The organism is Blautia sp. AF19-13LB, assembly GCF_003479105.1.
GTDB classification, from domain to species: Bacteria; Bacillota; Clostridia; order Lachnospirales; family Lachnospiraceae; genus Fusicatenibacter; species Fusicatenibacter saccharivorans.
In genome coordinates this window covers 97,694-121,466 of sequence record NZ_QUGO01000003.1, presented here as the reverse complement: position 1 = coordinate 121,466, position 23,773 = coordinate 97,694, and the positions used below count along the sequence as shown (strand labels likewise).

Sequence of the window (23,773 nt, the reverse complement as noted above, 5' to 3'; positions counted from 1 at the left end):
TTTCAAAACGCCGTCCCGTCTTTGCGGCTTTCGCCAAAGATCAGGTTCAGCGCTTTATGCTGTTTTTTATGCCCTTCAGCTTGATGGCCGTTCCCGGAATTAAAAGCGGCAGGATTCCTGCGGCAAACTGAAAGCATGGAAGCACAATCGCCAGAATTGCCCAGAGCATCTGCATCAGGTTTCTCTGCGAATAGCTTGCCTGCATCCGCCGTTTTGCTCCCGCCTCGTCTGTCTCGGACACTGCTTTTTGTACTGCCATGCCCATCAGGAAAAAGTTCAGCACCGCAACGGCACCGCCTCCGATTCCCCCGAGGATCACCCGATAGTCAAATGGGATTTTTTCCGGCCAGATCAGGTGCAGGATCAGAAACCCGACCCACATCACAACCACGCCGACAACAGTATAGATGGCAACATTTTTCGTCTCCTTTTTTACGGCCGGCTGGACCTTGTCTCCGAAATTGCTCATATCGCCTTGTTTCCTTTCTAATGGATTTTCCCCTTAAAATCAGTCTGAAATCTTTTCTCTGCCACTTGATCTTCGTCAACTGTGAAAACTTTTTCAGACACGTTCTAAATATGTCGGTTGAAAGACACCCGCTTTTTCTTCTTTTTTCCGTCCGGCTCCGTCTCGATGCGTTTCTGATGCCGCAGAACGCTCTGCCCGAATTTCCAGGCTGTCACGGCACCGCCTCCGATCCCAAAGAAAAAGCCGATCAGATAAATCCATGTTCCAACCGAAAAGCGGTCGCAAAGCCACCAGCAAAGTGCCAGACAAAGAAAAAGAGGCGTCACAAGGGACAGTCCGAATTGTGTCAACATTGTGAGATTGGTAATCATCCCCGTCCACTTCTTCATATCCTGTCCCTTTCTGCCGCCTCTTTTTGTCAGACCCTCGGATCTGTGTCTTGTTTCATTTTTTCCAAAACACACTTTCATTTTTGTAACCGCTTAGTCAGATTGTACCATAAACGTTTTCATAAGACAAATGAATTTGTATATTTTCCAAATTATTTGTTTTTATTTATATTCTTTTCATAATAATTGGAACAATTTTCTCATTTTGTCCCATTGCAAAATTGCAGCGTTCACCTCGCTTCTTATTTTTTGAAAAAAACTGCGGTTTTATTCCACACATACTGCCGTTTTTTCTTTCCAACCGGAAAGCTGATAGCTTACCTCATAGTGTCCCGGCTCCAGCAGGTATCTACCGTTTTCTTCTGATCCGAGCACTTCTGCAACCGCTTCTTTTTCACTTTTGGCAACCATTGGAAGTACGGCCTCTGCGGTACAGTCGAACGGAACATCCATGGTGATGGTCACGTGCTCTTTGTCGGAAAGCTCCCAGCGAATGCTGTACATTCCCGATGCAGAATCATATTTTGCCTCTGCATACCTCAAATCCCAGTTCAGCGTCGGTGCAAACTGTACGGTCCTGACACCCGGATGGGATTCCATCGTGTTGATGCCGGCAACGTGACGGAACATCCATTCCTGGATGGAGCCGTAAGCATAATGGTTCATACTGTTCATGCTGATGCCGGAAATCGTACCGTCCGCAAGAAGGGAATTCCAGCGTTCCCAGACGGTAGTTGCACCAAGCTTAACCTCATAAAGCCAACCCGGAAATTCCTCGTTCAGCAACAGTTCGTAGGCAAGATCATTCATGCCGTTGTCGGTGAGCACATTGTTCAGCAATGGTGTTCCGACAAATCCCGTCTTCAGTTTGTGGTTACTCTGCTCAAACAGCTTCAGAAGCTGCCGTTTTGTCAGCTCTTCGTTCTTTGACAAATGGTATTTCAGCGTCAGCAGCAGCGCCGTCTGTGTTTTGATGCAGCAGCGGCCTGTTGCGCTGTAATATTCTTCCTGTACCACAGCAAACTGCTCCTCGGACAGCTTCTGATACTTCTCCTGCTCCTCGCGGTATCCCAGCACACCGGCCGCTTTTGCCACGATTCCTGCGCTGATCGCATAATACAGGTTTGCAATAAACTCCTCGTCCGTTGCACCCATGACCTGCTCAGCGCCCTGCACCGGATTGTCAAGCGCCAGCCAGTCGCCAAAGTGGAATACATATCTCCAGCCATGGTTGTCCCCATCCACTTTCGTGATGTAGTCCACCCACGATTTCATGCTCACAAACTGATCTTCCAGAATGCTCTTGTCCCCATAAAACAGATATAGATTCCACGGAATGATACACGCCGCATCGCCCCAGACACACGCTGCATCCTCGATGCCGCACGATGGCACCACATGCGGCACCTTTCCGCCGAGCACGCTCTGCTCTTTTGCCATGTCGTACAGGTATTTTGCATAGAATGCATACGTATCTTCGAGATACATCGCCGTCGGCGAGAACACCTGCGCATCACCCGTCCATCCCATGCGCTCATCACGCTGCGGGCAGTCGGTCGGAACATCCACAAAATTGCACTTTAAGCCCCAGCGCACATTGCTGATGAGCTGATTGACCAAATCACTTCCTGTTTTCATCCAGCCTGTCGCTGTGATGTTGCTGTAATAAGAAAGACCCGTGAAATCCTCTTTTTTCAGATCCGGAATGCCTTCGATCTTCACGTAACGGTAGCCGTAGAACGTAAAATGCGGCACAAGATCCATTTCGGTTCCATCGGAAATATAGATGTATTCGGATTTTGCACTCCGCAGATTGTCATTGTAGAAATTGCCGCGCTGCAAAATCTCACCTGTCTGAACATGAATTTTGGTTCCTGCCGGCACGTTGACATGCAGCTTGAAAATTCCCGTAAACTCCTGCCCCATATCGAAGACCAGCTCGCCGGCCGGAGTATGAAGCAGTTCTTTAGGTTCAAACGTCTCATGAATCGTCACCGGAAGGCTCATGCGTTCCGTCAGTTCTCCTTTTGGTGCCTCACAAAAAACCGCCTTCTCCAATGGCAGTTCCGACAGCGTGTCGTCCCGGTGCTCACCGTCGTAAAGATTCGAGAATGCAATTTTACTGCGCCGCACCTGCCACGATTCATCCGTGCCAATCACCTCTTCCGAACCGTCCGCATACGTCAGATGCAGCTCCGCAATCAGCTTCCACTCATTGCCGTAAAATCCCTTGTCCTCAAACGCACTGAATCCAAACCGCGCCTTGTACCAGCCGTTTCCAAGCAGCACACGGAGCATTCCCTGTTTTGAAACCTCCTCTGTCACATCATACGTCTGATACTGTACCCATTCATTGTAATCATTGCTGTACGGCGTCAGGTACTCATCCCCGACACGCTTCTCATCCACATACACCTCATACAGTCCAAGTCCGCAGACATACAGCCTGGCCTTCGCTACCTCTTTTGCCGGAACAATTTCTTTTTCAAAATATGGATGACGGTTCTCCTTACTGTCACAGGAAATCCATTTTCCTGTCCATGCTTCATTCCGTTTTCCGGTCTCAAAAAACTGTACTTCACTCACCGCCGTCTCCCCGGCATCACTGCCCGCTTCCACGTTCCAGTAATACCGCGTTCTCGGCTCCAGATCCAGCTTCACCGGATAGAAAAGACTGCTCGCCTTATCATCCTCTCCGGAATCAAACAGCAGATGCTCCATCGCTGCATCCGATGCTACACGGATTCTCGCATAGCTCTGTTTTTTTCCTTCCGCGTCTTTCACTTTCCAGGAAAAGACCGTTCTCTCCATTCGGAACCCCATTGGATTTTCCAGATGATTCACCTGTGCGTGATAAATTTTCATTTCAATATCCTCCTCCATCTTATTTTTGAAAATTCCCCCATTTTTTCTCATTTTATCATGATCCCTTTCGAGAAAAAAGGTTCTGTTTTGCAGGAAAAAACATCTTTATTTGCACCATTTTCTGCCCACCAGACATCTCCCCGGATTGCCAGAAAGTATGGGACATTTTCCCTTTTTCGGGCTACACCGAAACTAATAAGAGCCTGTGCTTTCCTTTCCCCTCCGCCGCAGTGCGATCCTGCCCGGAGGGCTTTTTACTTTACAGGAAAATTCAACGAAGTTTCCTGCAAAGTAAAAAAATGCCGGATTCTTTGAACCGCCCCAAGAAATCAGATTTTTTAGATCTAACTTTTTAGGACGGTTCATCCGACATTTTTCCGGAATTTTCCGGCTCTATCTTCAGTTTCTATCTTCAGTTCAGCAATTCATCCGCCAGCGTTCTCTTCGGCACATAGTGCACATCATTTTCATCCCGGTAATAATTCGTATTCCCATCCTCCGGCACATCTACCAGATGAATCTCCTCCGCCGGTTTTCCAAACGCCACAATCAAAAGCGGCCGGATCTCCTCTGGCAGTCCAAGCACTTCCATCACCTCGCCCGCCTGAAAATTCCCGATCATGCAGCCGCCAAGACCCTGCTCCACAGCCGCAAGCAGCATCGTCTGCGCCACAATCCCGACATCCTTCTGATACCGGTTCAGATTCTCATCAATCCTCTTATCCTGGCAGATCACAACAAAACCCGTCGGCCGTTTTCCCGGATGCGGCAGTACCATATCCGGCAGCGCCCGCGCCCACTTCGTCAGCCCCTGCACCTTCTCCACTTCGTCCGGCTCCCACGCCAGAAAATACTTCAACGGCTGCTTATTCACACTCGAAGGACAAAGCCGCGCGCAATCCACAAACCCTTCCAACGTCTCCCGCGAAATCCTCACCGACTCATCAAAACCACGATAACTCCTGTTTTTTAATACCAGATCCTTTAACATCATTCTTCATCCTCCTGTCTTAACTTTTCTTTCTATCTCCCACTCTACCACACCTCCCACCCCCTATCAATCACCTTTTTCTCATTTTCCCTCTTGACATACTTTGATATTCAAAGTATTATATATCTAGTTTTCAAAACCATATAGTAAGGTTTTTAACATTACATTTTTACCAATACCAGATCCCGTGCCCGCCGCCGTGTCGGGGATGTTCCTCCAGGATGGCGCATTTGCAGGAGGCCTGCAAACTCTTAGGCTATGGAATTTTGCGTTGCTTGAAAAAACGGCACTGTCTGAGCGCAGCGAGTTCGCCGTTTTTTCAAGCGCCCTTAGCAAAATCCCAAAGCCTTAGAGTTTCCTGGCCTCCGAAACCGCGCCATCCTGGAGGAACATCCCCGGCGCGGCGGCGGGCACGGGATCGTCCATTTATCAAAAAGGAGAATTCATATGTTACCAAATTTAAAAATAGGAAATCTCACCGCCAAATACCCCATCATCCAAGGCGGAATGGGCGTCGGCATCAGCCTCTCATCCCTCGCCGGTGCCGTTGCCAAAGCCGGCGGAATCGGCATCATCTCCGCCGCCCAGCCCGGCTGGCGCGATCCGGAATTCGCGCGTGATCCCTTAAGCGCCAATCTCCGCGCCCTCGCCTTCCACATCCGCCGCGCCAAAGAAATTTCAAACGGCGGCATCATCGGCGTCAATATCATGTGCGCCCTGACCCACTACGAGGAATACGTCCGCTGCTGCATCGAAAACGGAGCCGATCTCATCATCTCCGGGGCCGGTCTCCCGACCGATCTGCCAAAATACACAGCGGGAAGCTCCATCAAGCTCGCGCCTATCGTTTCCCCGCCCCGGACCGCCAAGGTTCTTCTGAAGCTTTGGGACAATCACTATCACCGCGTCCCTGATCTCGTTGTCATCGAAGGTCCTGCAGCCGGAGGCCATCTCGGCTATTCCGCCGAAACCGTAGAAGAAACAGCACGACGCGGCTACGATGACGAAATCCGGGAAATTCTGCAGATTGTACATTGCTACGAAGAAAAATATGCCTGTACCATCCCCGTCGTCTTTGCCGGAGGCGTCTACACCCATGAGGATATCCTTCACTATCTGTCGCTTGGCTGCGCAGGCGTCCAGATGGCTACCCGTTTCGTTGTCACGGAAGAATGCGATGCCGATCCCCGCTACAAACAGGCATACCTGAATGCAAAAAAAGAAGATATCACGATCATGCACAGTCCGGTCGGCATGCCGGGCCGCGCAATCCGCAATCCGTTTCTGACGGAACGCGAACAGGAACGGGAAAAAATCTCACACTGCTACCAGTGCCTCAAAAAATGCGACAAAGCCTCCATTCCCTACTGTATTACCACTGCCCTGACCCGCGCTGCCGATGGCGATACCGACAACGCTCTCCTTTTCTGCGGAGAAAACGCATGGCGTCTCGATCACATGACCACCGTGCCGGAGCTGATGGCGGAACTGGCCGGGGAATACCTGCCGGACAGCAAAAAATAAAAAATTTAGTAGTGACTTTCCTTCCCAATAATGTTACAATCTTCTTTATGGTGTCAGCATAAAAAATCTTCAAGAACTGACCATAAACCCAAAATTTTTGTAACACACAAAAGGAAGGAACTCTATGAACAAACACAACAAATCCCGCAGCTCGTTTTCCGGCAAAATCGGTTACGTGCTGGCTGCAGCAGGCGCTTCCGTCGGACTTGGAAATATCTGGCGTTTTCCCTACCTCGCAGCAAAATACGGCGGAGGAATTTTCCTCCTCATTTATATCCTGCTGGCGCTCACCTTCGGCTACTCCATGATCGTTGCCGAGTCCGCCATCGGACGCATGACACGAAAAAGCCCGGTCGGCGCTTTCCAGTCGTTCGGCAAATCGAAATGGCTTTCCGCCGGGGGCTGGATCAACGCCATTATCCCGATTCTGATCGTTCCATACTACTCTGTCATCGGAGGATGGGTCATCAAATATCTGATCGAATACGTGAAGGGCAACAGTACCCTGCTCGCAGAGGACGGCTATTTTTCCGGCTTCATCTCAAACGGAGTTTCCACAGAGCTCTGTTTTGCCGTTTTCTGCCTTATTACGGTCGCTATCATCTACGCCGGTGTGCGAAACGGCATTGAACGCGTTTCCAAGGTGATGATGCCGATTCTGATCGTCCTTTCCGTTATCATTGCCGTTTATTCCGTAACAAGACCGGGCGCACTGGCAGGCGTGAAGTATTTCCTTGTTCCGAACCTCAAAAACTTTTCATGGATGTCCGTTGTTGCCGCCATGGGACAGATGTTCTACTCCCTCTCGATTGCGATGGGTATTCTGATCACCTTTGGCTCCTACATGAAAAAAGACACCTCGATCGAGGATTCCACACGCAACGTCGAAATCTTTGACACTGCCATTGCGATCATGGCAGGCCTGATGATCATTCCTGCCGTCTTTGCCTTCTCCGGCGGAAATCCGGATACCCTGCAGGCAGGACCTTCCCTGATGTTTATCACCATCCCGAAGGTATTCGCCAATATGGGCTTTGGCACTGTGATCGGTATTCTGTTTTTCCTTCTGGTGCTGTTTGCCGCACTGACCAGCTCCATCGCACTGACAGAAAGCGCCGTTTCCACCTTTGAGGATGAGCTCGGCTGGGGCCGTAAAAAATCGACCGTTCTGATCGGCGTTATCATGATTGCGCTCGGAACGCTCTCCTGCCTTGGCTACGGGCCGCTTTCCTCCGTCACCATTCTTGGCATGCAGTTCCTGGATTTCTTCGACTTCCTGACAAACTCCGTGATGATGCCAATTGCTGCCATTGCCACCTGTCTTCTCGTTTCGAGAGTCATTGGTGTGGCGAAAATCGAGGAAGAAATCATCCACGGTGAGAGCCGCTTCCGCAGAAAGAAAATCTTTCTTGTCATGATCCAGTATCTCTGCCCGGTGTTTGCACTGATCATTCTGTTCAGTTCCGTGGCAAATGCATTCGGCTGGATCACCATGTAATGAATCTGTAAACGATGAAAAAAGATTGTTTTCGAAACACGATCACGATTTCGAAAACAATCTTTTTTTATCCAAATCTGTCACACCAGCATCAGGAATCCGTCAGCAGCAGAATATCTTCCTCCTTCAGATACAGCTCCTTTGGAATCCCCATTTCCGGGCTCCAGTCTGTTTTTGCGATCTTCCACTGCAGCCAGCTGCATTCGGCATTCTTCCGGAACGAAATGTTCCATTCAAACGGATCTTCCCAGATTTCGGATTCGTTGACCGGAAATACATTTTCCTCACCCGGCCTTTCTACTGTGGCCAGAAAATGTGCCCGGATGCCGACTGCGCGGATATCGTCTGCAATTTCCCGCTCCTTTACGTGCAGCGTTACGCCCCAGTCCACGGCCCGCAGCGTGTGCGCATCCACCCGCTCGGCCGCCGAAATGTTCTTGCAGCCCGACAAAATTGCCGCTGTGCGCGTCTTCGGATTCTGGAAAAATTCCTTCAGCGGTTCCATGACTTCCATCTTTCCCCGGTTCATACAGCTGACCGTATCGCAGAGGCGGTACACCTCATCGCGGTTGTGTGATACGAAGATGACCGGTTTTCCGGCCTCCTTCAGATGTTTGTACATCTCCTGCTCCAACTGCCATTTCAGATAAGTATCGAGCGCTGAAAACGGCTCGTCGAGCAGAATCAGCTCCGGCTCTGCTGCGAGCATCCGTGCCATCGCGACGCGCTGTTTCTGTCCGCCGGAAAGCTGTCCCGGGATCTTTTTCTCCAGCCCTTCCAGCTGAAACTGGCGGATCAACGATTCCGTCCGGCTCCGGTCCGGCCGTTTTCCCATGCCTGCCTCAATATTCTGCACAACATTCATATGCGGAAACAGAGCGTAATCCTGGAACATATAACCGACTTTCCGCTTCTGCGGCGGCAGATTGATTTTTTTCTCCGAATCAAACAGCACCTTGCCGTCAAGGACAATCCGCCCTTCATCCGGCTTTTCGATTCCGGCGATGCACTTTAAGGTCATGCTTTTTCCACAGCCCGACGCGCCGAGAATCGCAAAAATCTCCCGCTCCGCCCGGAACTGCATATGCATAAAAAATCCGTCCAGCTTTTTCGTAATATCTACTTCAAGCGCCATTCTTTATCCTCTACCACTGTTTCTGATTTTTCTTTCTCCGGTTACCCAGAAGGTTCATTGCCGTCATCGCAAGGAATCCGACGAGCAGTACGACAACAGACCAAAAACCCGCCGTTTTATAATCCCCGTCCTGAATCACCATTGCGATTTTCTGGGAAACGGTACCCGTCTTTCCCGGAATATTTCCGGCCAGCATCGACGTCGCGCCGTACTCACCGAGCGCCCTTGCAAATGCCAGTACCGTACCGGAGAGCACGCCGGGACCTGCCGATGGGATGACCACTTTCCAGAAAATCTTCCACTCCGACATACCAAGCGTCCGCGCCGCATAGATCAGGTTCGTATCCACCTGCTCAAATGCCGCTCTCGTATTGCGGTACATCAGCGGAAACGCGATAATCGTTGCCGCCAGAATACAGCCAAGCCATGTCTGTACTGCCTTGATACTGAAATTCTCATACAGTGCAGCACCAAACGGACGGCGGAGGCTGAAAATCAGAAGCAGGAAAAAGCCTGCAACGGTCGGCGGCAGAATCATCGGAAGTGTCAGAAAGCCGTCAATTACGGCACGCGCGCCGGGACGCAGCTTCATCACCGCACGCGCGGCAAAAATACCAAAGAAAAAGGACAAAATCGTCGCCACAATACCGGTCTTGATCGAAATGACAAGCGGGCTCCAGTCCAGTGACTGTAAAAAATCCAGTATTTCCTGCATAACATTTCCTTTCTATCCACGGCAGCCCTGCATACCTGCATCACGCATCCTGCCCGGATTTTCTCTGATGCAAAACCACCGTCCGTAGAAACGAAATCTTTCTTTTTCGGACGGTGATTCCAAATCCCTGCTGTTTTTTGTGGGATCTTCTTTTTATTCTACCTCTGTATCAAAGTAATAATTCCGGAAGATGGCGGCTGCCTCATCGGAAGTCAGAAACTCTACAAAGTCTTTCGCTGCTGCCTGCTCGGTCTCATCTGCCTCTTTGTTGACAACCTGTGCTGCCGGGTAGATGACATTTCCGGTCAGATCGTACGGAACGACCTGCAGAACCTTCAGACGGTCCTCCAGACCGTAGGTATCGGAATAATAAACCGTACCAACCTCGTTGGATCCCTCTGCAACAGCGGAAGTAACGGCTCCTACGTTTGCACACTCATTGATTTCCACGCCGCTGAGCGCTTCGGAAACCTGCTGGGTTGTGATGGCCGATACGTCGTCTGCTTTCTCCAGAATGCCTGCATTGACCAGTGCTTCTCTTGTGTATTTTCCAACCGGAACGGAACCGTCTGCCAGTGCGATGCTGGATGCCTTGTTCAGATCCTCCAGGCCCGTAACTTCTGTATTGCTTCCCTCATAGGTTACAACGCAGACCTGATTGTTTACGATATTGTGGCGGGTTCCCTCAACCAGAAGATTCTCTTCCTCAAGCTGATCCATCTGTTTTGCTGCTGCGGAGAAGAATACGTCGCAGGATGCACCCTCTTCGATTTGTGTCATCAGAGTTCCTGAACTGTCATAGCTTCCAACCAGTTTGACATTCGGCTGGGTCTTATTGTACTCGCTGATCAGCGTCTCCATTACGGAGTTCAGGCTCTTTGCGGCAAATACGGTGACAGTGGTATCGTCAAATACTTCGCCGTCTGCTGTGCTCTTGGCGCTGGATGCGCTCTCTGCTTCCGAAGAAGCGCTGGATGCAGATGTGCTCTCTGCCTTGGAGCTGCTCTTACTGGAAGAATCTGTGGAATTGGAAAATCCGCATGCGGCAAGAGAAAGTGCCATAGCTGCCATCAGAAGAATGGATACGGTTTTCGTTTTCATGATAATTGACTCCTCATTTTGTATATTTACGTATGAAGCGCCGGATGTGCACCTTTTCGTTTTCCGGTTTTTGCTGACCGGATCTGAATGAGCTGTGCGGCAATGCTGATTGCAATCTCCGCCGGCGTCTCGCTTCCGATCTCGATTCCGATCGGGGCATAGACACTGTCGAGCTGTTCTCCGGTAAAACCCTGCGCTTCCAGTTTTTCGCGCACATACTTTGTCTTTCTGCGGCTTCCCACCACACCGATGTACGACGCGCCGGTGCGAAGCGCAAACGCCTCGGCATCCGCATCGCACCGGTGGCCGCGTGTCACAATCACGAGATAATCATTTTTCCGGATCGAAAGAATCTCGTCCAGTTTCGTAAAATCCACCAGCATGGTCTGCCCGGCATCCGGGAACAATGCTTTGTCCACATATTCCTCCCGGTCATCGAGTACGATACAGCAGAAATCCAGATGATGCAGCACCGGAACGAGTTCCTGGGCCAGATGGCCGCCGCCGAACAGATAAACCTTTCCGTCGTAGCAGAATTCCTCGGCGTAATACGTTTTCCCGTCCAGTTCCAGAATCCGGCAGTGGCCCGCTTTTTCCTGTGCCGCCGGAAGCATTTCCCACGCTTCTTTTTCCAGCACGCGGATGCCGGTTCCGTCCAGCGCAAAAAAAATCCAGTAACTGCGGTACTGCTCCTGCGCCGCAAGCGCCTGCGCCAGACTTTCTGCTTCGCCGTGCGCTCCATTCATAAAATAGAAGCACACCTTCACTCTGCCGCCGCAGACCATGCCAAGCCCCTTCCCCTCTCCGGTTCCGAGATCGTATTCTCTGTATTCACTTTTCTTCTCCTGCACCAGCTCCTGCGCATGCAGAACCGCCTGATATTCCAGGTTTCCGCCGCCGATAGTTCCGAAAATCCGTCCTTCCCGGCCGACCAGCATATAGGCGCCCGTCGTGCGCGGAATGGAGCCGCCCCCTTCGGTGATAAAGGCAAGAACCGTGTCCTGTCCCTCTTCCAGCTGTGCAAGCAGTTTCCGGTAAAGTTCGTCCATGTTTCCTCTCCTTGTGTCTGATCTCTGGTCTACTTTTCCGTCACCAGTTCGATGGTGTCACCCTTTTGAATCGTGCCGCCGCGCAGCACCACCGCGAAAACGCCCTCCCGCGGCATGATGCATTCACCCATGCGTTTGAAAATCTCGCAGTGGCTGTGGCACTCCTTTCCGATCTGCGTCATCTCAAGCAGCGCATCCCCGCAGGAAAACCGCGTGCCGACCGGCAGATTCCGGAAATCATATCCTTCCACGATCAGGTTTTCCCCGAAGGCGCCGAGCGGAATATCCGCCCCTTTTGCACGGAAGGCTTCTATTTTTTCATACGACAAAAGGCTCACCTGGCGGTGCCAGTGCCCGGCGTGTGCATCGCCCTCGATGCCCCAGTCTTCCACCAGCTTCGCCGTTTCCACCTCGTGCTTTGCCGTTCCCCGTTTTTCACTGATACAGATTCCTATGATTTTTCCCATTTCTTTTGTTTCCTCTTCTTTTCGAACCGCCGTCATTTCATCCGCCGATACCGGACATCAGGTGGTGCTCTGTCATATCCTTCGGCCGCTCAAAGCAGTGTTCCATCGGCTTTTTTAAGATTGCCTGTGCCATCACATCCCGCAGATCCGCCGCCGTTCCGTTCTGCAGAACCTCCCGCAGATCCACGCCGTTCTCATAGCAGAGACAGAGCTTTAAAAAGCCGCGGCTTGTCAGCCGTACGCGGTTGCAGCTTCCGCAGAACTTTCCGTGGATCGCGCTGATAAAGCCGACGGGCATCGACAGCTTTTCGTACCGCACATAAGCCGCAGGACCGTTTCCTTCTTTTTCCTGGTCCGGCGTACATGCCCCATACCACTGTTCCAGCTCTGTTTTCAGCGCCTCATTCGACGGACCCACGTACGATTTTCCGGCGCCCACCGGCATCACCTCGATGAACCGCACCGGGACTTTTTCCTGCTCTGCAAATTCAATCAGTTCCTGCGCATGCAGTTCTTTTCGATGCACCGCATTCAGCTTCACTAAAAGACCCGCCTCTTTGGCCGCGCAGATGCCCTGCTTTACCTGCTCCAGCGCATCGCGTCCGGTAAGCGCCGCAAACTCTGCCGCATCCACTGTATCCAGGCTCACATTCACGCTGTCACAGCCGGCCGCCTTCAGATCCCTCGCACACGATGCCAGGCGCACGCCATTCGTCGTGATCCCAACGGATGCGGTGCCCGGCACTGCTTTTATTTTCTGCACCAGCTCCACGCACTCTTTTCTTACCAGCGGTTCTCCTCCGGTAATCCGGTAATGCGTGATGCCAAGCCCAGCCGCGGCGTGCACAATCTTCAGCATCTCTTCGACGGTAAGCGGTGGATTCTGTTCCGCCTGCTCCAGTGCACAGCCCGCCGCACTCTCCGGCATACAGTACCGGCATCTCAAATTGCACGCGTCCGTGATGGAAATCCGCAGGTAATCTATCGTTCTGCCATACTGATCCTTCATCGTTTATCTGCCTTTTCCAAAACCGCAGTTCGGGAAGGTGCAGACCTTGCAGTTCAGGCAGAGACCGCCCTCGCCAAGACCGGCCAGCTCCTCCGCTGTCACCTCATCATCTGCAATGAGGCGCGGCAGGACAAGATCGAAAATCGTCCGTTTCGAATACATGACGCATCCCGGCAGGCCGACGATCGGTGTTCCGTTTTCGGCATACGCCAGAAGGAACATGGCTCCCGGCAGCACCGGCGCGCCGTAGGAAACGATGCGTGCTCCGGTATTTTTGATCGCCAGCGGCGTCTTGTCGTCCGGATCCACACTCATTCCTCCGGTGCAGAAGACAAGATCGGCACCCGCTTCCATCGCGCGGCGGCATCCGTCTGTGATCTTCGATGCATCATCATCGTAAACCTCATGAAAGATCATCTCCGCGCCGAATTCTGCCAGCTTTTCCTGGATAACCGGTGTGAAGGTGTCCTCGATCCGATGGTAATACACTTCATTTCCCGTTGTCAGAACCGCAAATTTTTTCTTGTGGAACGGCTTTAAGGTCAGGATCGGCCCGTCGGAACAGACTGCCTGTGCCGTCTCCATCTTCTCTTTTTTGATGACGAGCGGAATAATTCTCGTCCCCGCCAGTTTGTCGCCTTTTTTCACGTATGTATCACCGTGGCGCGTCGCAATCATCATCTCGCCGAGGCTGTTTACTTTTTTCAGCTTCTCGCGGTCCACTTTCAAAAGACCGTCGCAGTCCGCGATCAGTTCAATTTTTCCTTCTTTGACATCGGACGGATGCATGTGATCGTTTTTACACATATCGTAAAGAATCTGTGCCGCCTCATTTTCATGCAGCATTGTATCGTCCTTTTCCCAGATGTAAATGTTGTCCTTTCCGACACTTAAAAGCACCGGAATATCTTCTTCTGTAATGATGTGGCCTTTGCGGAATACCGCATCTTTTGTCACACCTTTGATAATCTGTGTAATATCGTGGCAGAGCACCTGGCCTACCGCGTCTTCTGTTTTCATCAGTTTCATCTGAAACGCCTCACTTTTTCTATTTGAATCTATTCCAGTTCCCCGCAGATCACTTCCAGCACGCTTCCGGCGATGCACCGCGCCTTATCGGAAATCGTGAAGCAGTTCTGCAGTTCTTCTTTCCGCGGATCGATGTCCGCAATCTTAAATCCCTTCGTCACCGGATAGCCGTCGCGGATCAGCCCGCGCAGCAGACCGGAGAGAGATGCTTCCACAGGTACCGTCCCGTTTTCTGTCTCAATCTCTGCAATCACAGCCCTGGCTTCCACAATGTCTCCGATCGAAGCCGCATTCCGCAGAATACCTTCCGCCTGTGCATGCATCACACGCTCTTTTCCGTACCCGCCGATGATGCCCGGAATGCCAGTGTTCGGAACCGCGCTTCCGCTTCGGATCACGCGTCCAAGATTATGACCGCGCTTCGTCTCAATTACAACATCCACATCTTCTCCTGCCGTAAAGCCCGGTCCGAGGGCAATCACAAGCGGCGCCATCTCTTTTGTCGTCCCGAGATTTTTCTTCGCCAGAATCGCATCGACCACGACGGCCGGGCGAAGTGCTGCAATGCTTAGTCCCGCCGGATCCACGAGCACCGGAACACCATCTTTCTTCCAGATCCGTTCCATTTCCTGTTCCAGAAGTTCTTTCCGGTTCTTTTTCTCTGCGAGATCCACGTCCATGCGCACGGCTTCCACGTCCTCTACCCTGGCACTGCCGGCATATACCGCTTCGCTCAAAGCCACCTGCCGCCGGATCGCCGCCGGGTGCTCTGCTTCCAGAACCAGCAGACGAAAGCCCGCTTTTTTCAGACGATGGATCGTACCGGTTGCAAGATCTCCTGCTCCCCGTACCACGATCAGATCTTTCTTTTTCATCTTCGCTGTCTTCCTTCTTTCGTTTCAGCAGCAGCCGTTTTCTTCCGTCTTCCGCGGCCTGCTTCGTTATTCTTGTTCGAGAATAACGCTTTTTCCATTAATAAAAATACAGGAAAGGACCCGTTTTGTCAACGTGTCCCCGTAAAAAATGTTATTTTTCTTCTGTTCCAAACCACTTCTGAAACGACGCATCGGCGCCTGCGCGGACTTCTTGTTCAAACTTCCGGTACCGCTTCAGGAATTCTTTTCCCTCCGGGGTCAGTACCGTCTGGCCGCCGTTGCTGCCGCCCCGGTTGCCCTGTACCAGCGGGATGCCGAGATCCTCCTCGGCGCGCTTTAAGATTTTCCATCCCTTCGAGTACGCCATCTGCATGCATTTGCAGCCCTTCGAAAGGGAGCCGGTTGCTTCCACATGCTCCATCAGCTCCGCCACACCGGGACCGAAGGCATGATCCGTCCGGCTGACGCGCAGCCGCATGTCGTACCGCAGCTTCTGTCGTAATGTTTCTTCTTTTTCTTCCATTTCCACCTCACACCTCTACAACAGCACACGGTACTCCGCCTCATAGGCAAGTCCCGCCGTCTGAAGTGCCGCAAGGATTTCTTTTCCCTCTTCCGGCGCTGCTTTCCAGGAAAGGCCGCAGCCCGCCGTAATTTCCCGCGGAACGGGGATCATCCTTCCCGGCAGGCCGTGCGCTCTCGCATACTGCTCCATCTGCATCGCCTGCGTTGTCCCCGCAAACGTCAGAATCCAGGTTTCTTTTCGCTGTCTCATATCGTTTCTTCCTTTTTCCAGCTTCTTTTGTATCCCAGATGCCGGCTGCCGCCTCTCTCACTGCTGCATTTCTTCTTCGGCAAACTCCCGCAGAGCCTGCGCGGCAATCCGGACTTCTTCTTCCGTCAGTACATGGGAAAAGCTGAACCTCACGGCTCCCTGCTCCCGTGTCCCGAGTGCTTCGTGCATCAGCGGCGCGCAGTGTGCCCCGCTTCGGACTGCAATACCATAGTTCTCATACAGCCAGTCGCTGACATATCCCGAATCATAGGAGCCGATGTTTAATGCCGCCGTTGGTACCCGCTGCTGCAGATCGTCTGTTCCATATAAAGTAAGTCCCGGGATTCCCTGAATTTCCTCCAGAAAGAGATGCATCAGCTCCCTCTCTCTTTTGTAAATCATTTCAATCCCCGTCTTCTCCAGATATTCCAGCGCTCCCAGAAGTCCCGCAATTCCGTGGACATTTAAAGTTCCCGCTTCCAGATGCTCCGGCATCGCCGCAGGCTGTTCTTTTTCATAGCTTCGGATTCCACTTCCGCCCATTTTGAGCGGCCGGATCGAAAGTTCGGGACGAACGTAGATTCCGCCGGTTCCCTGCGGCCCTAATAGTCCCTTGTGGCCGGAAAAACAGAGCACGTCGATCCCGCTTTTCTGTACATCAATCGGCAGAATCCCCGCTGTCTGCGCCGCATCGACGATCAGACGCAGGGAATGGCGTTCCGCAATTTCGCACACCCGCGCAAGATCCGTGATATTTCCGGTCAGGTTGGAGGCATGCGTGACGACAAACGCTTTCGTGTTTTTCCGCACTGCCGCTTCCATCTGATCATAATCGATCCTTCCAGATACATCCGCCGGAATCACGGAAAGCTCCAGTCCCTGTTTTTCCAGTGCATACAGCGGGCGCAGAACGGAATTATGCTCGCAGACTGTCGTGATCACATGATCCCCCGGCCCGAAGAGTCCGAAAATTGCCGTGTTCAGTGCCTCCGTATCGTTGCACGTAAATGCAATCCGCTCCGGACTCTCCGCGTGAAACAACTCTGCCAGCCGCATTCTCGTCTCAAAGACGATGCGGCCCGCATCCAGTGTCGCATCGTGTGCACCGCGGCCTGCATTTCCACAGCCGCGCAGTGCCTGGATCATACGCTCCTCTGCTTCTTTTGGATGCCACAGCGACGTTGCCGCCGAATCGAGGTAAATCATGGCTTAATCACGCGGTCTGCGCTGCTCATGCGCTCCACGATGTCATACATGTTGGTCACACTGCCGATCTGCAGCTTTTCGGTGATGCCGTAGAAGTTCAGGCATGTTCCACAGGTCAGAATTTCAACGCCGCGCGCTGCCAGATCTTTCAGATCCTCCAGGGACTCGGAACCCTCGCAGGTCAACTTTGCACCGCCGTTGTAGCACAGAATCGTATCCGGCAGCTCATCCTGCTGGGTCAGTGCATAAAGGAAGCTCTTCATCAGAATTTTACCCAGCTCCTCGGCTCCTTCGCCCATATGGTCTGCAGAAAGAACGACGAGTTTTGTTTTCTTTGCCGCCGGTACGAGGCATACGGTTTTCTCTTCTGTTTCAGCCGGCTCTGTTTCCGATACGGTGAACTCCACATGATACTCTTTTTCTTTCTTCTCTTTTACCAGAAAGCCATATCCTTTCTGCTGCGCCATTTTTTCCAGGTTCTGCACGGCGATTTCATTATCCACCAGAACCTCCACTTTTCCGCTTCCCGCAAGTTCTGCAATCGCATTTTTTGCCTTTACCAGCGGTACCGGGCACACATCACCCATTGCGTTTACTGTCTTTTTCTCCATCTCTGCCATTTTTCATTCTCCCTGCCTTACCATTTCCTGCTCTGTGTCACATAAATTTCGGTTCCTGCCGGCTCTGTGATTTTTCCAACGATTGCTGCCGGAATCCCCTGCTCCAGCAGTTTTCTCTGCATTTTTTCTGCATCCACGGCATCCACGGCCATCAGAAGCCCTCCCGATGTCTGCGGGTCAAACAGCACCTCCTGCATGCCGAACGGTATATCCTTAAAGGTCACATGCTGCTCCAGATGATTCCGGTTCCGCTGGCCTGCCGCAGTGATCAGAAACTCCTCCGCCGCTTCCACAGCCCCCGGGAACACCGGAATCTGATCCGCCCAGATATGGCAGGACACGCCCGACTCCATCATCTCATGCAGATGTCCTAGGAAACTAAAGCCCGTTACATCGGTACAGGCATGAATGTTATACTTCCGTGCCGTCTCCGAGGCGTACTTATTCAGCGTCATCATCGATTCCACTGCCTTTTGAAATCCCCCCGGGTTTTCCTCCCCGACGCGGTGCGCCGCACAGAGAATGCCGGTTCCGAGCGGTTTCGTCAGAATGAGCAGATCACCCACGCGGCCAGTATTGTTCTGCCAGATCCGGTCCGGATGCACGGTTCCCGTGACAGAAAGGCCGTATTTTACACTGTCATCCGCAATCGAATGACCGCCGGAGAGCGATCCGCCCGCCTCCTGCACCTTTTCCGCGCCGCCGCGCATGATTTCTCCGAGGACATTCAGATCCATCTGTTCCGGAAAGCAGACGATATTCAGGGCTGTCCGCACCTCTCCGCCCATCGCATAGATGTCGCTTAAGGCATTCGCCGCCGCAATTTTTCCAAACGTGTACGGATCCTCCACCACCGGCGGAAAGAAATCCAGCGTCTGGACCATCGCAAGGTCGTCCGTCAGCCGGTAGACGGATGCATCGTCTTTGCTGTCATAGCCCACCAGCAGATTCGGATCCTTTTCCCCTTTCGGCAGCTTCTCCAGAATATGTTCGAGCACGCCTGCCCCGAGCTTTGCCGTACAGCCGCCGCTCTTACAGAAAATAATTTTTTCTTCTTCCATCGTTACCTGTTCCCTCTTTTTTCAGCTTCTTCCGCACTCTCCGTCCGTTCCGCGCAGAAGTCCCAGCGCATGCGGCAGGGTATCAAGTACAAATCCAAGACTCTCTTCCACCGCCTTCGGGCTTCCCGGCAGATTGATAATCAGCGTCCGATGACGGATTGCACTCACTGCCCGGCTCAGCATCGCCCGTTTTGTGATCGCCATGCTGCCCGCGCGGATCGCCTCCGCGATGCCAGGTGCCACACGGCCGGATACCGCCAGAGTTGCCTCCGGTGTCACATCCCGCATGGAAAATCCCGTGCCGCCTGTCGTGAGGACAAGATCGCACTGCTCCAGATCGGCAAGCCGGATCAGTTCCTCCTCGATCATCGCCCGCTCATCCGGCAGAAGACGCATCGAAACGACCTCATACTGCTCCGCCGGAAGCAGCTCTTTGATCCTTGGGCCGCTCTTATCCTCGCGCTCGCCCTGATATCCTTTGTCACTTAACGTTACAATTCCCACCCGGAAAACCGGGAAATCTTTCTTTTCTGCCATGCTTTATTTTTCCTCTTTCTGATAGATATAATGACCGCTCTTTCCGCCGTCCTTTTCCAGAATGTGGATATCACGAATCACCATGCCGCGGTCCATCGCCTTGCACATATCGTAGATCGTGAGCAGCGCTGTGGAAACGCCAGTCAGCGCCTCCATCTCCACGCCGGTCTTTCCGACACATGATGTGGTGCACACGGCCGTAATAGAATTTGTATTCTCGTCCGTGGTAAATGTCACTTCGCAGTTCGTCAGCGGCACAATGTGGCACAGCGGAATCAACTCCGCATTCTTTTTCGCCCCCATGATACCTGCCAGCCGTGCAACGCCGAGCACATCGCCTTTTTTCGCCGTATGGTCCCGCACGGCTGCAAATACCTCCGGGCTTACCTGTATGGTTCCCGTCGCCGATGCTGCCCGGTACGTGTCCGGCTTCTCATGGACATCGACCATGACGGCGCTGCCGTCTTTCTTAAAATGGGTAAATTCCGCCATCTGTCTCCTCCGTTCTATTTCCGTTTTATTCTCCGGGTTCCCACTCTTCTTCCGCTTCACGCACGGGAAGCTCTGCTCTCCCATACCAGGGATTCGTGTTCTCACCGCTTTGTCTTCTGTTTCCTGTCGCGCACGTAACCAGAACATGCTCGATCCCCTGCCTGCGCAGCAGCTCCACAAGTTTCTCTGCGGCCGCCCGGTGTTCTTTTTCCTCATACTGGTGCAGTACCGCATAAAACGTTCTGCCTTTCAAATCCTTCTGCTGTCCCTGTTCCGATGCGATCAGCCGTGCCAGATCTTCTTCCGTGATATGGTGTTCCATCGTACAGTCAAGCAGTTCCGCCGCCCGTTCTGCCCGAAAGCAGCCCTTGCCAAGCGGCTGTCCCAGTGCCGAAAGACCTGTCACACCAATCACAAGATCTGAAGAGGAAAGCAGCGCCGGTTCATGTTCCGCCGGTGCCTTGCACGGCAGGTGCCTTGCGCCGTCCGCCTCGATCAGCGTCAGATCGGCCTTTTTGCGTGCCTCTTCAAATAGTTCCGTTTCCGGCATGGAAAGCTTTTCCGGATCCCGGCAGGCACTTCCGATAATCGCTGCGCGGCCTGTGCGAAATTTTCTTTCGACCGCTTCCAGACTCTGGTCATGCCATTCCTTCGGCGGACGATAAATGTGCGTCGAAGTTGTCACCAGTACCTTCTGATCGTTTTTTACACAAAAGCCTGCCATCTCGTACAGCAGCGTCGTTTTTCCGCCGCCGCCGATGATAGAAACTACATGGTTCTTTTCCTTTAAAAAGGGGAACGCCGTTCCCATCCCTACCGGCTCCAGCTTCTGTTTTTCTGTTTTCTGCCAGATTCGAAGCATCTCCTCTGCCCCCTTCTGCCGTCTTTCTTTCTCACTCTACCATACTCATTTTGGGCTGTCAAATTTTACTCGCGCCGTAAAAACTTGAAAAAAGAACTGCCCCGATCGGGCATCCCCATCAGAGCAGTTCTTCTATTCTTACTGAACGTGTACGGTAAGCACCGCTGCATTTGATCTGTTTCCATCGCTGTCCGTCACATGATACGTCAGCGTGTAATCTCCCGGCACTGCAGTATCCACATCGCCGTCGATCTCAATCTGGTTAAAGAGTGACTCCTGGCTGTCTGCATCATCGGTCATCTCTTTGATATAGCTGGTTTTGTCCAGATCGTTTCCGGCTTCCACTGTTACTTCATACGTATTCAGGTACAGTTTTGGGCTTTCCGCCGGCAGTGCTTCGATTTCCATCTGCGCATCTGTCTCATTTTTTGTGCCCTCTGTGTCATTCTGCTGCGGCTCCTCTGCTGCCGGTGCAGACTCATCTGCCGCCCCACTGTTATCCGTTTCCTGCGTAGCCTCATTTTCCGCCGGGGTATCTTCCGCTGCAGCTTTATAATTCACGCGGCGTGTTGCTTTTGATACATTATTGTGACTGTCCTTTGCCGTATAGACAACCGATGCACTGGTATGGTCATCGTTCGGGAAAATGTTTTCAATCATCAGCGAATCTGTCACATCTCCGTCTTTCTCATCCGTTGCAGTAACGCCTTCCAGCAAAGGCGCTGTATCACTGCCTTCCTCATACGTTACATCCCCATCAGCTGGAAGCTCGATTTCCGGGCCTTTTCGGTCGTCCGTCACTACGACAGCTGCTGTACCGGCTCCTAGCGCCACGCACAGGACAATCAAACCTGCAACAATCCCTTTTTTCATGGCAGTTAATCGTCCTCCTCCTGGCCGTAATCTCCATATTTGTACTGACCGTATTTTCCGTATTTACCATACGCCTGTTTCTGCATATCCACCTTGTTCAGGACAACGCCAAGCAGCGGGCAGTTACTTCTCTCGAGCTGGCTCTTTACTTCCTGTGCAAAACGATAGCTGATCACACCGGACTCAATGACCATGATTGAACCATCACAGATTTCTGCAACGATTGCACTGTCGATAACGCTTCCAAGCGGAGGAGTATCCACAATCACATAATCGTAAACTTTACGAAGTGCATTTAAAAGACTTCGGAAGTTCTTTCCCCCCAGAAGCTCTGCCGGATTCGGCGGAAACGGGCCGGAATAAATCATGTAAAAGTTCTTTACATTGGTAGAACAGATGACATCCTCCAGAGTTGCCTGACCGGACAGGAAGTGTGCCAGTCCGCGAACAGATTTCTGTGTTTTCGTTCTTCCAAGAAGAACCGATTTCCGAAGATCGGCATCGATCAAAATCACTCTTTTTCCGCTCTCTGCAAGAGAAATGCCGAGCTGCATAGAAACACTGCTCTTTCCCTCATTTGGTGTACAGCTTGTAACCGCGATTACTTTCTTATCTTCTCCGCAGAACTGAAGGTTGGTCCGAAGAGATTTGTAGGCTTCCACAATCTGATAGCCTGATTTTTCCTGCTTTACTACTACCTGATTCACGTTCCGTATCCTCCCTTATTTCTTTCTTCCACGGCCGTTTTTGTTTTTCTTCTTGCTCTTTTTCTGTCCTTCTGCAAGAGGAATTATGCCGAGTGTACTGACACCCAGATAACGTTCTACATCTTCGGAGGTCTGGATGGTGTCATTTGTCAGATAAACAATAATGATGATGACAATCGCGATAAATGCACCTGCTATTGCACCGATCAGCCCGTTTTTCTTAATACTTGGGCTTACCGGCTCATCTGGAATATTCGCCTCATCTACCACATTTACAGCTTCTGTGTTCATAACGTTCTGAATATGATCTGATGCTGCTACACGGATTGCATCCGCCATCTGGCTTGCTACATACGGATCTTCGTCTTTTACTGTAATCGAAAGGATACGCGTATCGTTCTGTGTAGTAACAGTAATTTTGTTCAAAAACTCCTCATAGGTAAGATCCAGATTTAACTGTGCAATAACGGTTTCAACAACCTGACGGCTCTGAATCAGCTCCGCATAGTCTTTGGTTAAAAGAGAACTTGCCTGCAGATCTCCACTTGTTACAGTACTGCTGCTGTCCTGTTTTGACAGTACATACATTTTTGTCGTCGATTCATACTGCGGCTTCATAAATACTTTGCTGACCAGTACCATCAGAAGGCCAAGTGCCAATGCAGCTAAAATCACATAGCCAATTTTGCTCCAGAGCACACGAAGCAGTTCCAGTAAATCGATTTCAATTTCATCCTGATTCTGTTGATTCGTTTCCATCTTCTTCTCCTGACTTTTTTTAGATTTCTCCGGCATCCCTTAAGATTTCCATCGGATTATCGTGGAAAATCCTTTCGGCATATGCCTCTCCCATTTTTTTTGAAACATAGGCAGCGCCTGCTCCTATGTTGGGAATACGTGTTTTTGTGTTGTGGGAATCGCTGCCGACAAAACCGAGCAGATCTTCCTTCATCAGTTTTCTGCAGTAGCGTTTTGCCCCCCACGTATACTTTCCAAGTATACTTTCCACATTCACCTGCAGTCTTGCGCCCATATCCACCAGATCGCTGGAAAATCCGACGCTCTTTACCGTTGCCTGATAGCGCTCCACATGCGCGATAATCGGTTCATAACCGCAGGACAGTACATTGTAGACTCTCTCACGGATATGCTGTGCGGAATCTCCCTCGGAAAATTCCAACAGAACATAGGATGAACCGGCCATGGTCACATATTTCCGTTTTTCCAGGATATCCTGAAGATCCATGTTCGAGTGAAGTTCACACCCGAGATAAAGCGACATATCCGGATATTCCTTTTTTGCCGCTTCCTGCAGTTTCAGAAACTGCTCATGTACCTTTTTTGCCGGTGTTTCAAACATCCGCCGCCGATAATGCGGTGTGATGATAATCTTCCTGACCCCGTCCTCGTGCTGCATTTTCAGCATCGCCAGCGACTCTTCCAGGTCAGCTGCACCGTCGTCTACCCCCGGGACCATATGGCAGTGTACATCAAATAATTCCTTCATACCTTATCCCTCTTTTT

26 protein-coding genes are annotated in these 23,773 nt (G+C 51.7%); 2 read left to right on the top strand and 24 right to left on the bottom strand.

The features are described from left to right. Window positions 1-46: 46 nt before the first annotated feature. The 4 genes from DWX32_RS04235 to DWX32_RS04220 all read right to left on the bottom strand — a co-directional run bounded on the left by DWX32_RS04235 (window position 47) and on the right by DWX32_RS04220 (window position 4,717). Window positions 47-469 (bottom strand): hypothetical protein, encoded by a 423-nt coding sequence (locus DWX32_RS04235; RefSeq protein ID WP_055227959.1) that lies wholly within the window; start codon window positions 467-469, stop codon window positions 47-49. A 104-nt stretch (window positions 470-573) separates the two neighbouring features. Beyond that, on the bottom strand, window positions 574-858 hold the full coding sequence (locus DWX32_RS04230; RefSeq protein ID WP_055220696.1) for an AtpZ/AtpI family protein: 285 nt from the start codon (window positions 856-858) through the stop codon (window positions 574-576). 267 nt (window positions 859-1,125) lie between these two features. Then, on the bottom strand, window positions 1,126-3,723 hold the full coding sequence (locus tag DWX32_RS04225; RefSeq protein ID WP_117760916.1) for an alpha-L-rhamnosidase: 2,598 nt from the start codon (window positions 3,721-3,723) through the stop codon (window positions 1,126-1,128). Between the two features lie 412 nt (window positions 3,724-4,135). Continuing rightward, window positions 4,136-4,717, bottom strand: coding sequence for a nitroreductase family protein (locus DWX32_RS04220; protein WP_226906299.1), 582 nt, complete (start codon window positions 4,715-4,717; stop codon window positions 4,136-4,138). A 444-nt stretch (window positions 4,718-5,161) separates the two neighbouring features. Here DWX32_RS04220 and DWX32_RS04215 point away from each other — a divergent pair, with 444 nt between their 5' ends. Continuing rightward, the gene (locus tag DWX32_RS04215; protein ID WP_117804722.1) at window positions 5,162-6,238 is read left to right on the top strand and encodes an NAD(P)H-dependent flavin oxidoreductase; all 1,077 of its coding nucleotides are present in this window, start codon (window positions 5,162-5,164) and stop codon (window positions 6,236-6,238) included. Between the two features lie 124 nt (window positions 6,239-6,362). Continuing rightward, window positions 6,363-7,736: a sodium-dependent transporter gene (locus tag DWX32_RS04210; RefSeq protein ID WP_117760655.1), complete on the top strand. Its 1,374-nt coding sequence runs from the start codon at window positions 6,363-6,365 to the stop codon at window positions 7,734-7,736. 91 nt (window positions 7,737-7,827) lie between these two features. Here DWX32_RS04210 and DWX32_RS04205 read toward each other — a convergent pair whose 3' ends face one another. From DWX32_RS04205 to DWX32_RS04110, 20 genes are all read right to left on the bottom strand, one after another. Next, complete coding sequence (locus DWX32_RS04205; RefSeq protein ID WP_117804723.1) at window positions 7,828-8,871, bottom strand: sulfate/molybdate ABC transporter ATP-binding protein; 1,044 nt, start codon at window positions 8,869-8,871, stop codon at window positions 7,828-7,830. Window positions 8,872-8,881: 10 nt separating this feature from the next. Then, complete coding sequence (modB, locus tag DWX32_RS04200) at window positions 8,882-9,586, bottom strand: molybdate ABC transporter permease subunit (RefSeq protein ID WP_117804724.1); 705 nt, start codon at window positions 9,584-9,586, stop codon at window positions 8,882-8,884. A 153-nt stretch (window positions 9,587-9,739) separates the two neighbouring features. Then, complete coding sequence (gene modA / locus DWX32_RS04195; RefSeq protein ID WP_118659314.1) at window positions 9,740-10,687, bottom strand: molybdate ABC transporter substrate-binding protein; 948 nt, start codon at window positions 10,685-10,687, stop codon at window positions 9,740-9,742. A 26-nt stretch (window positions 10,688-10,713) separates the two neighbouring features. After that, on the bottom strand, window positions 10,714-11,736 hold the full coding sequence (locus DWX32_RS04190) for an XdhC family protein (protein WP_118640356.1): 1,023 nt from the start codon (window positions 11,734-11,736) through the stop codon (window positions 10,714-10,716). Window positions 11,737-11,765: 29 nt separating this feature from the next. Further along, window positions 11,766-12,203 (bottom strand): MOSC domain-containing protein, encoded by a 438-nt coding sequence (locus tag DWX32_RS04185; RefSeq protein ID WP_022462461.1) that lies wholly within the window; start codon window positions 12,201-12,203, stop codon window positions 11,766-11,768. 37 nt (window positions 12,204-12,240) lie between these two features. Continuing rightward, a complete protein-coding gene (moaA, locus tag DWX32_RS04180; RefSeq protein ID WP_117509363.1) occupies window positions 12,241-13,212 on the bottom strand; it encodes a GTP 3',8-cyclase MoaA in 972 nt (323 codons plus the stop codon). Between the two features lie 3 nt (window positions 13,213-13,215). Next, window positions 13,216-14,241, bottom strand: coding sequence for a molybdopterin-binding protein (locus DWX32_RS04175; RefSeq protein WP_117802062.1), 1,026 nt, complete (start codon window positions 14,239-14,241; stop codon window positions 13,216-13,218). Window positions 14,242-14,270: 29 nt separating this feature from the next. Further along, entirely contained in the window at window positions 14,271-15,116 is an 846-nt protein-coding gene (gene yqeB, locus DWX32_RS04170) for a selenium-dependent molybdenum cofactor biosynthesis protein YqeB (RefSeq protein WP_022462464.1), read from the bottom strand. Between the two features lie 151 nt (window positions 15,117-15,267). After that, the gene (locus DWX32_RS04165; RefSeq protein ID WP_022462465.1) at window positions 15,268-15,639 is read right to left on the bottom strand and encodes a winged helix-turn-helix domain-containing protein; all 372 of its coding nucleotides are present in this window, start codon (window positions 15,637-15,639) and stop codon (window positions 15,268-15,270) included. 15 nt (window positions 15,640-15,654) lie between these two features. After that, window positions 15,655-15,891, bottom strand: a complete 237-nt coding sequence (locus DWX32_RS04160; protein WP_022462466.1) for a DUF3343 domain-containing protein — start codon at window positions 15,889-15,891, stop codon at window positions 15,655-15,657. Window positions 15,892-15,948: 57 nt separating this feature from the next. Continuing rightward, window positions 15,949-17,097 carry an aminotransferase class V-fold PLP-dependent enzyme gene (locus DWX32_RS04155; protein ID WP_118640354.1) on the bottom strand — a complete coding sequence of 383 codons (1,149 nt, stop codon included), beginning with the start codon at window positions 17,095-17,097 and terminating at the stop codon, window positions 15,949-15,951. Beyond that, window positions 17,094-17,708, bottom strand: coding sequence for a sulfurtransferase-like selenium metabolism protein YedF (yedF, locus tag DWX32_RS04150; protein ID WP_082424685.1), 615 nt, complete (start codon window positions 17,706-17,708; stop codon window positions 17,094-17,096). Before yedF ends, DWX32_RS04155 begins: the two co-directional genes overlap by 4 nt. 26 nt (window positions 17,709-17,734) lie before the next feature. Beyond that, on the bottom strand, window positions 17,735-18,778 hold the full coding sequence (selD, locus tag DWX32_RS04145; protein ID WP_055220516.1) for a selenide, water dikinase SelD: 1,044 nt from the start codon (window positions 18,776-18,778) through the stop codon (window positions 17,735-17,737). A gap of 21 nt (window positions 18,779-18,799) precedes the next feature. Beyond that, the gene (locus tag DWX32_RS04140; RefSeq protein WP_117509367.1) at window positions 18,800-19,315 is read right to left on the bottom strand and encodes a MogA/MoaB family molybdenum cofactor biosynthesis protein; all 516 of its coding nucleotides are present in this window, start codon (window positions 19,313-19,315) and stop codon (window positions 18,800-18,802) included. Between the two features lie 3 nt (window positions 19,316-19,318). Next, window positions 19,319-19,807: a cyclic pyranopterin monophosphate synthase MoaC gene (gene moaC, locus DWX32_RS04135; RefSeq protein ID WP_022462471.1), complete on the bottom strand. Its 489-nt coding sequence runs from the start codon at window positions 19,805-19,807 to the stop codon at window positions 19,319-19,321. 25 nt (window positions 19,808-19,832) lie between these two features. Then, complete coding sequence (yqeC, locus tag DWX32_RS04130; protein ID WP_117509368.1) at window positions 19,833-20,669, bottom strand: selenium cofactor biosynthesis protein YqeC; 837 nt, start codon at window positions 20,667-20,669, stop codon at window positions 19,833-19,835. 138 nt (window positions 20,670-20,807) lie between these two features. Further along, the gene (locus DWX32_RS04125; RefSeq protein ID WP_118659313.1) at window positions 20,808-21,542 is read right to left on the bottom strand and encodes an immunoglobulin-like domain-containing protein; all 735 of its coding nucleotides are present in this window, start codon (window positions 21,540-21,542) and stop codon (window positions 20,808-20,810) included. Between the two features lie 5 nt (window positions 21,543-21,547). Next, complete coding sequence (locus tag DWX32_RS04120; RefSeq protein WP_055227943.1) at window positions 21,548-22,249, bottom strand: polysaccharide biosynthesis tyrosine autokinase; 702 nt, start codon at window positions 22,247-22,249, stop codon at window positions 21,548-21,550. 15 nt (window positions 22,250-22,264) lie between these two features. Continuing rightward, on the bottom strand, window positions 22,265-23,008 hold the full coding sequence (locus DWX32_RS04115; RefSeq protein ID WP_055228010.1) for a YveK family protein: 744 nt from the start codon (window positions 23,006-23,008) through the stop codon (window positions 22,265-22,267). A gap of 19 nt (window positions 23,009-23,027) precedes the next feature. After that, window positions 23,028-23,756, bottom strand: a complete 729-nt coding sequence (locus DWX32_RS04110) for a CpsB/CapC family capsule biosynthesis tyrosine phosphatase (RefSeq protein ID WP_055227942.1) — start codon at window positions 23,754-23,756, stop codon at window positions 23,028-23,030. Between the last annotated feature and the right edge of the window lie 17 nt (window positions 23,757-23,773).

Excerpts from the sequence above, each read along its gene's own strand:
- DWX32_RS04235 (WP_055227959.1), bottom strand. The coding sequence starts at position 469 with ATGAGCAATTTCGGAGACAAGGTCCAGCCGGCCGTAAAAAAGGAGACG.
- selD (WP_055220516.1), bottom strand. The coding sequence starts at position 18,778 with ATGGAAGAAGAAAAAATTATTTTCTGTAAGAGCGGCGGCTGTACGGCA.
- DWX32_RS04225 (WP_117760916.1), bottom strand. The coding sequence starts at position 3,723 with ATGAAAATTTATCACGCACAGGTGAATCATCTGGAAAATCCAATGGGG.
- DWX32_RS04210 (WP_117760655.1), top strand. The coding sequence starts at position 6,363 with ATGAACAAACACAACAAATCCCGCAGCTCGTTTTCCGGCAAAATCGGT.
- DWX32_RS04220 (WP_226906299.1), bottom strand. The coding sequence starts at position 4,717 with ATGATGTTAAAGGATCTGGTATTAAAAAACAGGAGTTATCGTGGTTTT.
- DWX32_RS04110 (WP_055227942.1), bottom strand. The coding sequence starts at position 23,756 with ATGAAGGAATTATTTGATGTACACTGCCATATGGTCCCGGGGGTAGAC.
- DWX32_RS04125 (WP_118659313.1), bottom strand. The coding sequence starts at position 21,542 with ATGAAAAAAGGGATTGTTGCAGGTTTGATTGTCCTGTGCGTGGCGCTA.
- moaC (WP_022462471.1), bottom strand. The coding sequence starts at position 19,807 with ATGGCGGAATTTACCCATTTTAAGAAAGACGGCAGCGCCGTCATGGTC.
- DWX32_RS04160 (WP_022462466.1), bottom strand. The coding sequence starts at position 15,891 with ATGAGACAGCGAAAAGAAACCTGGATTCTGACGTTTGCGGGGACAACG.
- yedF (WP_082424685.1), bottom strand. The coding sequence starts at position 17,708 with ATGGAGAAAAAGACAGTAAACGCAATGGGTGATGTGTGCCCGGTACCG.
- DWX32_RS04115 (WP_055228010.1), bottom strand. The coding sequence starts at position 23,008 with ATGGAAACGAATCAACAGAATCAGGATGAAATTGAAATCGATTTACTG.
- DWX32_RS04140 (WP_117509367.1), bottom strand. The coding sequence starts at position 19,315 with ATGGCAGAAAAGAAAGATTTCCCGGTTTTCCGGGTGGGAATTGTAACG.
- moaA (WP_117509363.1), bottom strand. The coding sequence starts at position 13,212 with ATGAAGGATCAGTATGGCAGAACGATAGATTACCTGCGGATTTCCATC.
- DWX32_RS04230 (WP_055220696.1), bottom strand. The coding sequence starts at position 858 with ATGAAGAAGTGGACGGGGATGATTACCAATCTCACAATGTTGACACAA.
- yqeC (WP_117509368.1), bottom strand. The coding sequence starts at position 20,669 with ATGCTTCGAATCTGGCAGAAAACAGAAAAACAGAAGCTGGAGCCGGTA.
- DWX32_RS04190 (WP_118640356.1), bottom strand. The coding sequence starts at position 11,736 with ATGGACGAACTTTACCGGAAACTGCTTGCACAGCTGGAAGAGGGACAG.
- DWX32_RS04215 (WP_117804722.1), top strand. The coding sequence starts at position 5,162 with ATGTTACCAAATTTAAAAATAGGAAATCTCACCGCCAAATACCCCATC.
- yqeB (WP_022462464.1), bottom strand. The coding sequence starts at position 15,116 with ATGAAAAAGAAAGATCTGATCGTGGTACGGGGAGCAGGAGATCTTGCA.
- DWX32_RS04175 (WP_117802062.1), bottom strand. The coding sequence starts at position 14,241 with ATGAAACTGATGAAAACAGAAGACGCGGTAGGCCAGGTGCTCTGCCAC.
- DWX32_RS04165 (WP_022462465.1), bottom strand. The coding sequence starts at position 15,639 with ATGGAAGAAAAAGAAGAAACATTACGACAGAAGCTGCGGTACGACATG.
- DWX32_RS04155 (WP_118640354.1), bottom strand. The coding sequence starts at position 17,097 with ATGATTTACCTCGATTCGGCGGCAACGTCGCTGTGGCATCCAAAAGAA.
- modA (WP_118659314.1), bottom strand. The coding sequence starts at position 10,687 with ATGAAAACGAAAACCGTATCCATTCTTCTGATGGCAGCTATGGCACTT.
- DWX32_RS04185 (WP_022462461.1), bottom strand. The coding sequence starts at position 12,203 with ATGGGAAAAATCATAGGAATCTGTATCAGTGAAAAACGGGGAACGGCA.
- modB (WP_117804724.1), bottom strand. The coding sequence starts at position 9,586 with ATGCAGGAAATACTGGATTTTTTACAGTCACTGGACTGGAGCCCGCTT.
- DWX32_RS04205 (WP_117804723.1), bottom strand. The coding sequence starts at position 8,871 with ATGGCGCTTGAAGTAGATATTACGAAAAAGCTGGACGGATTTTTTATG.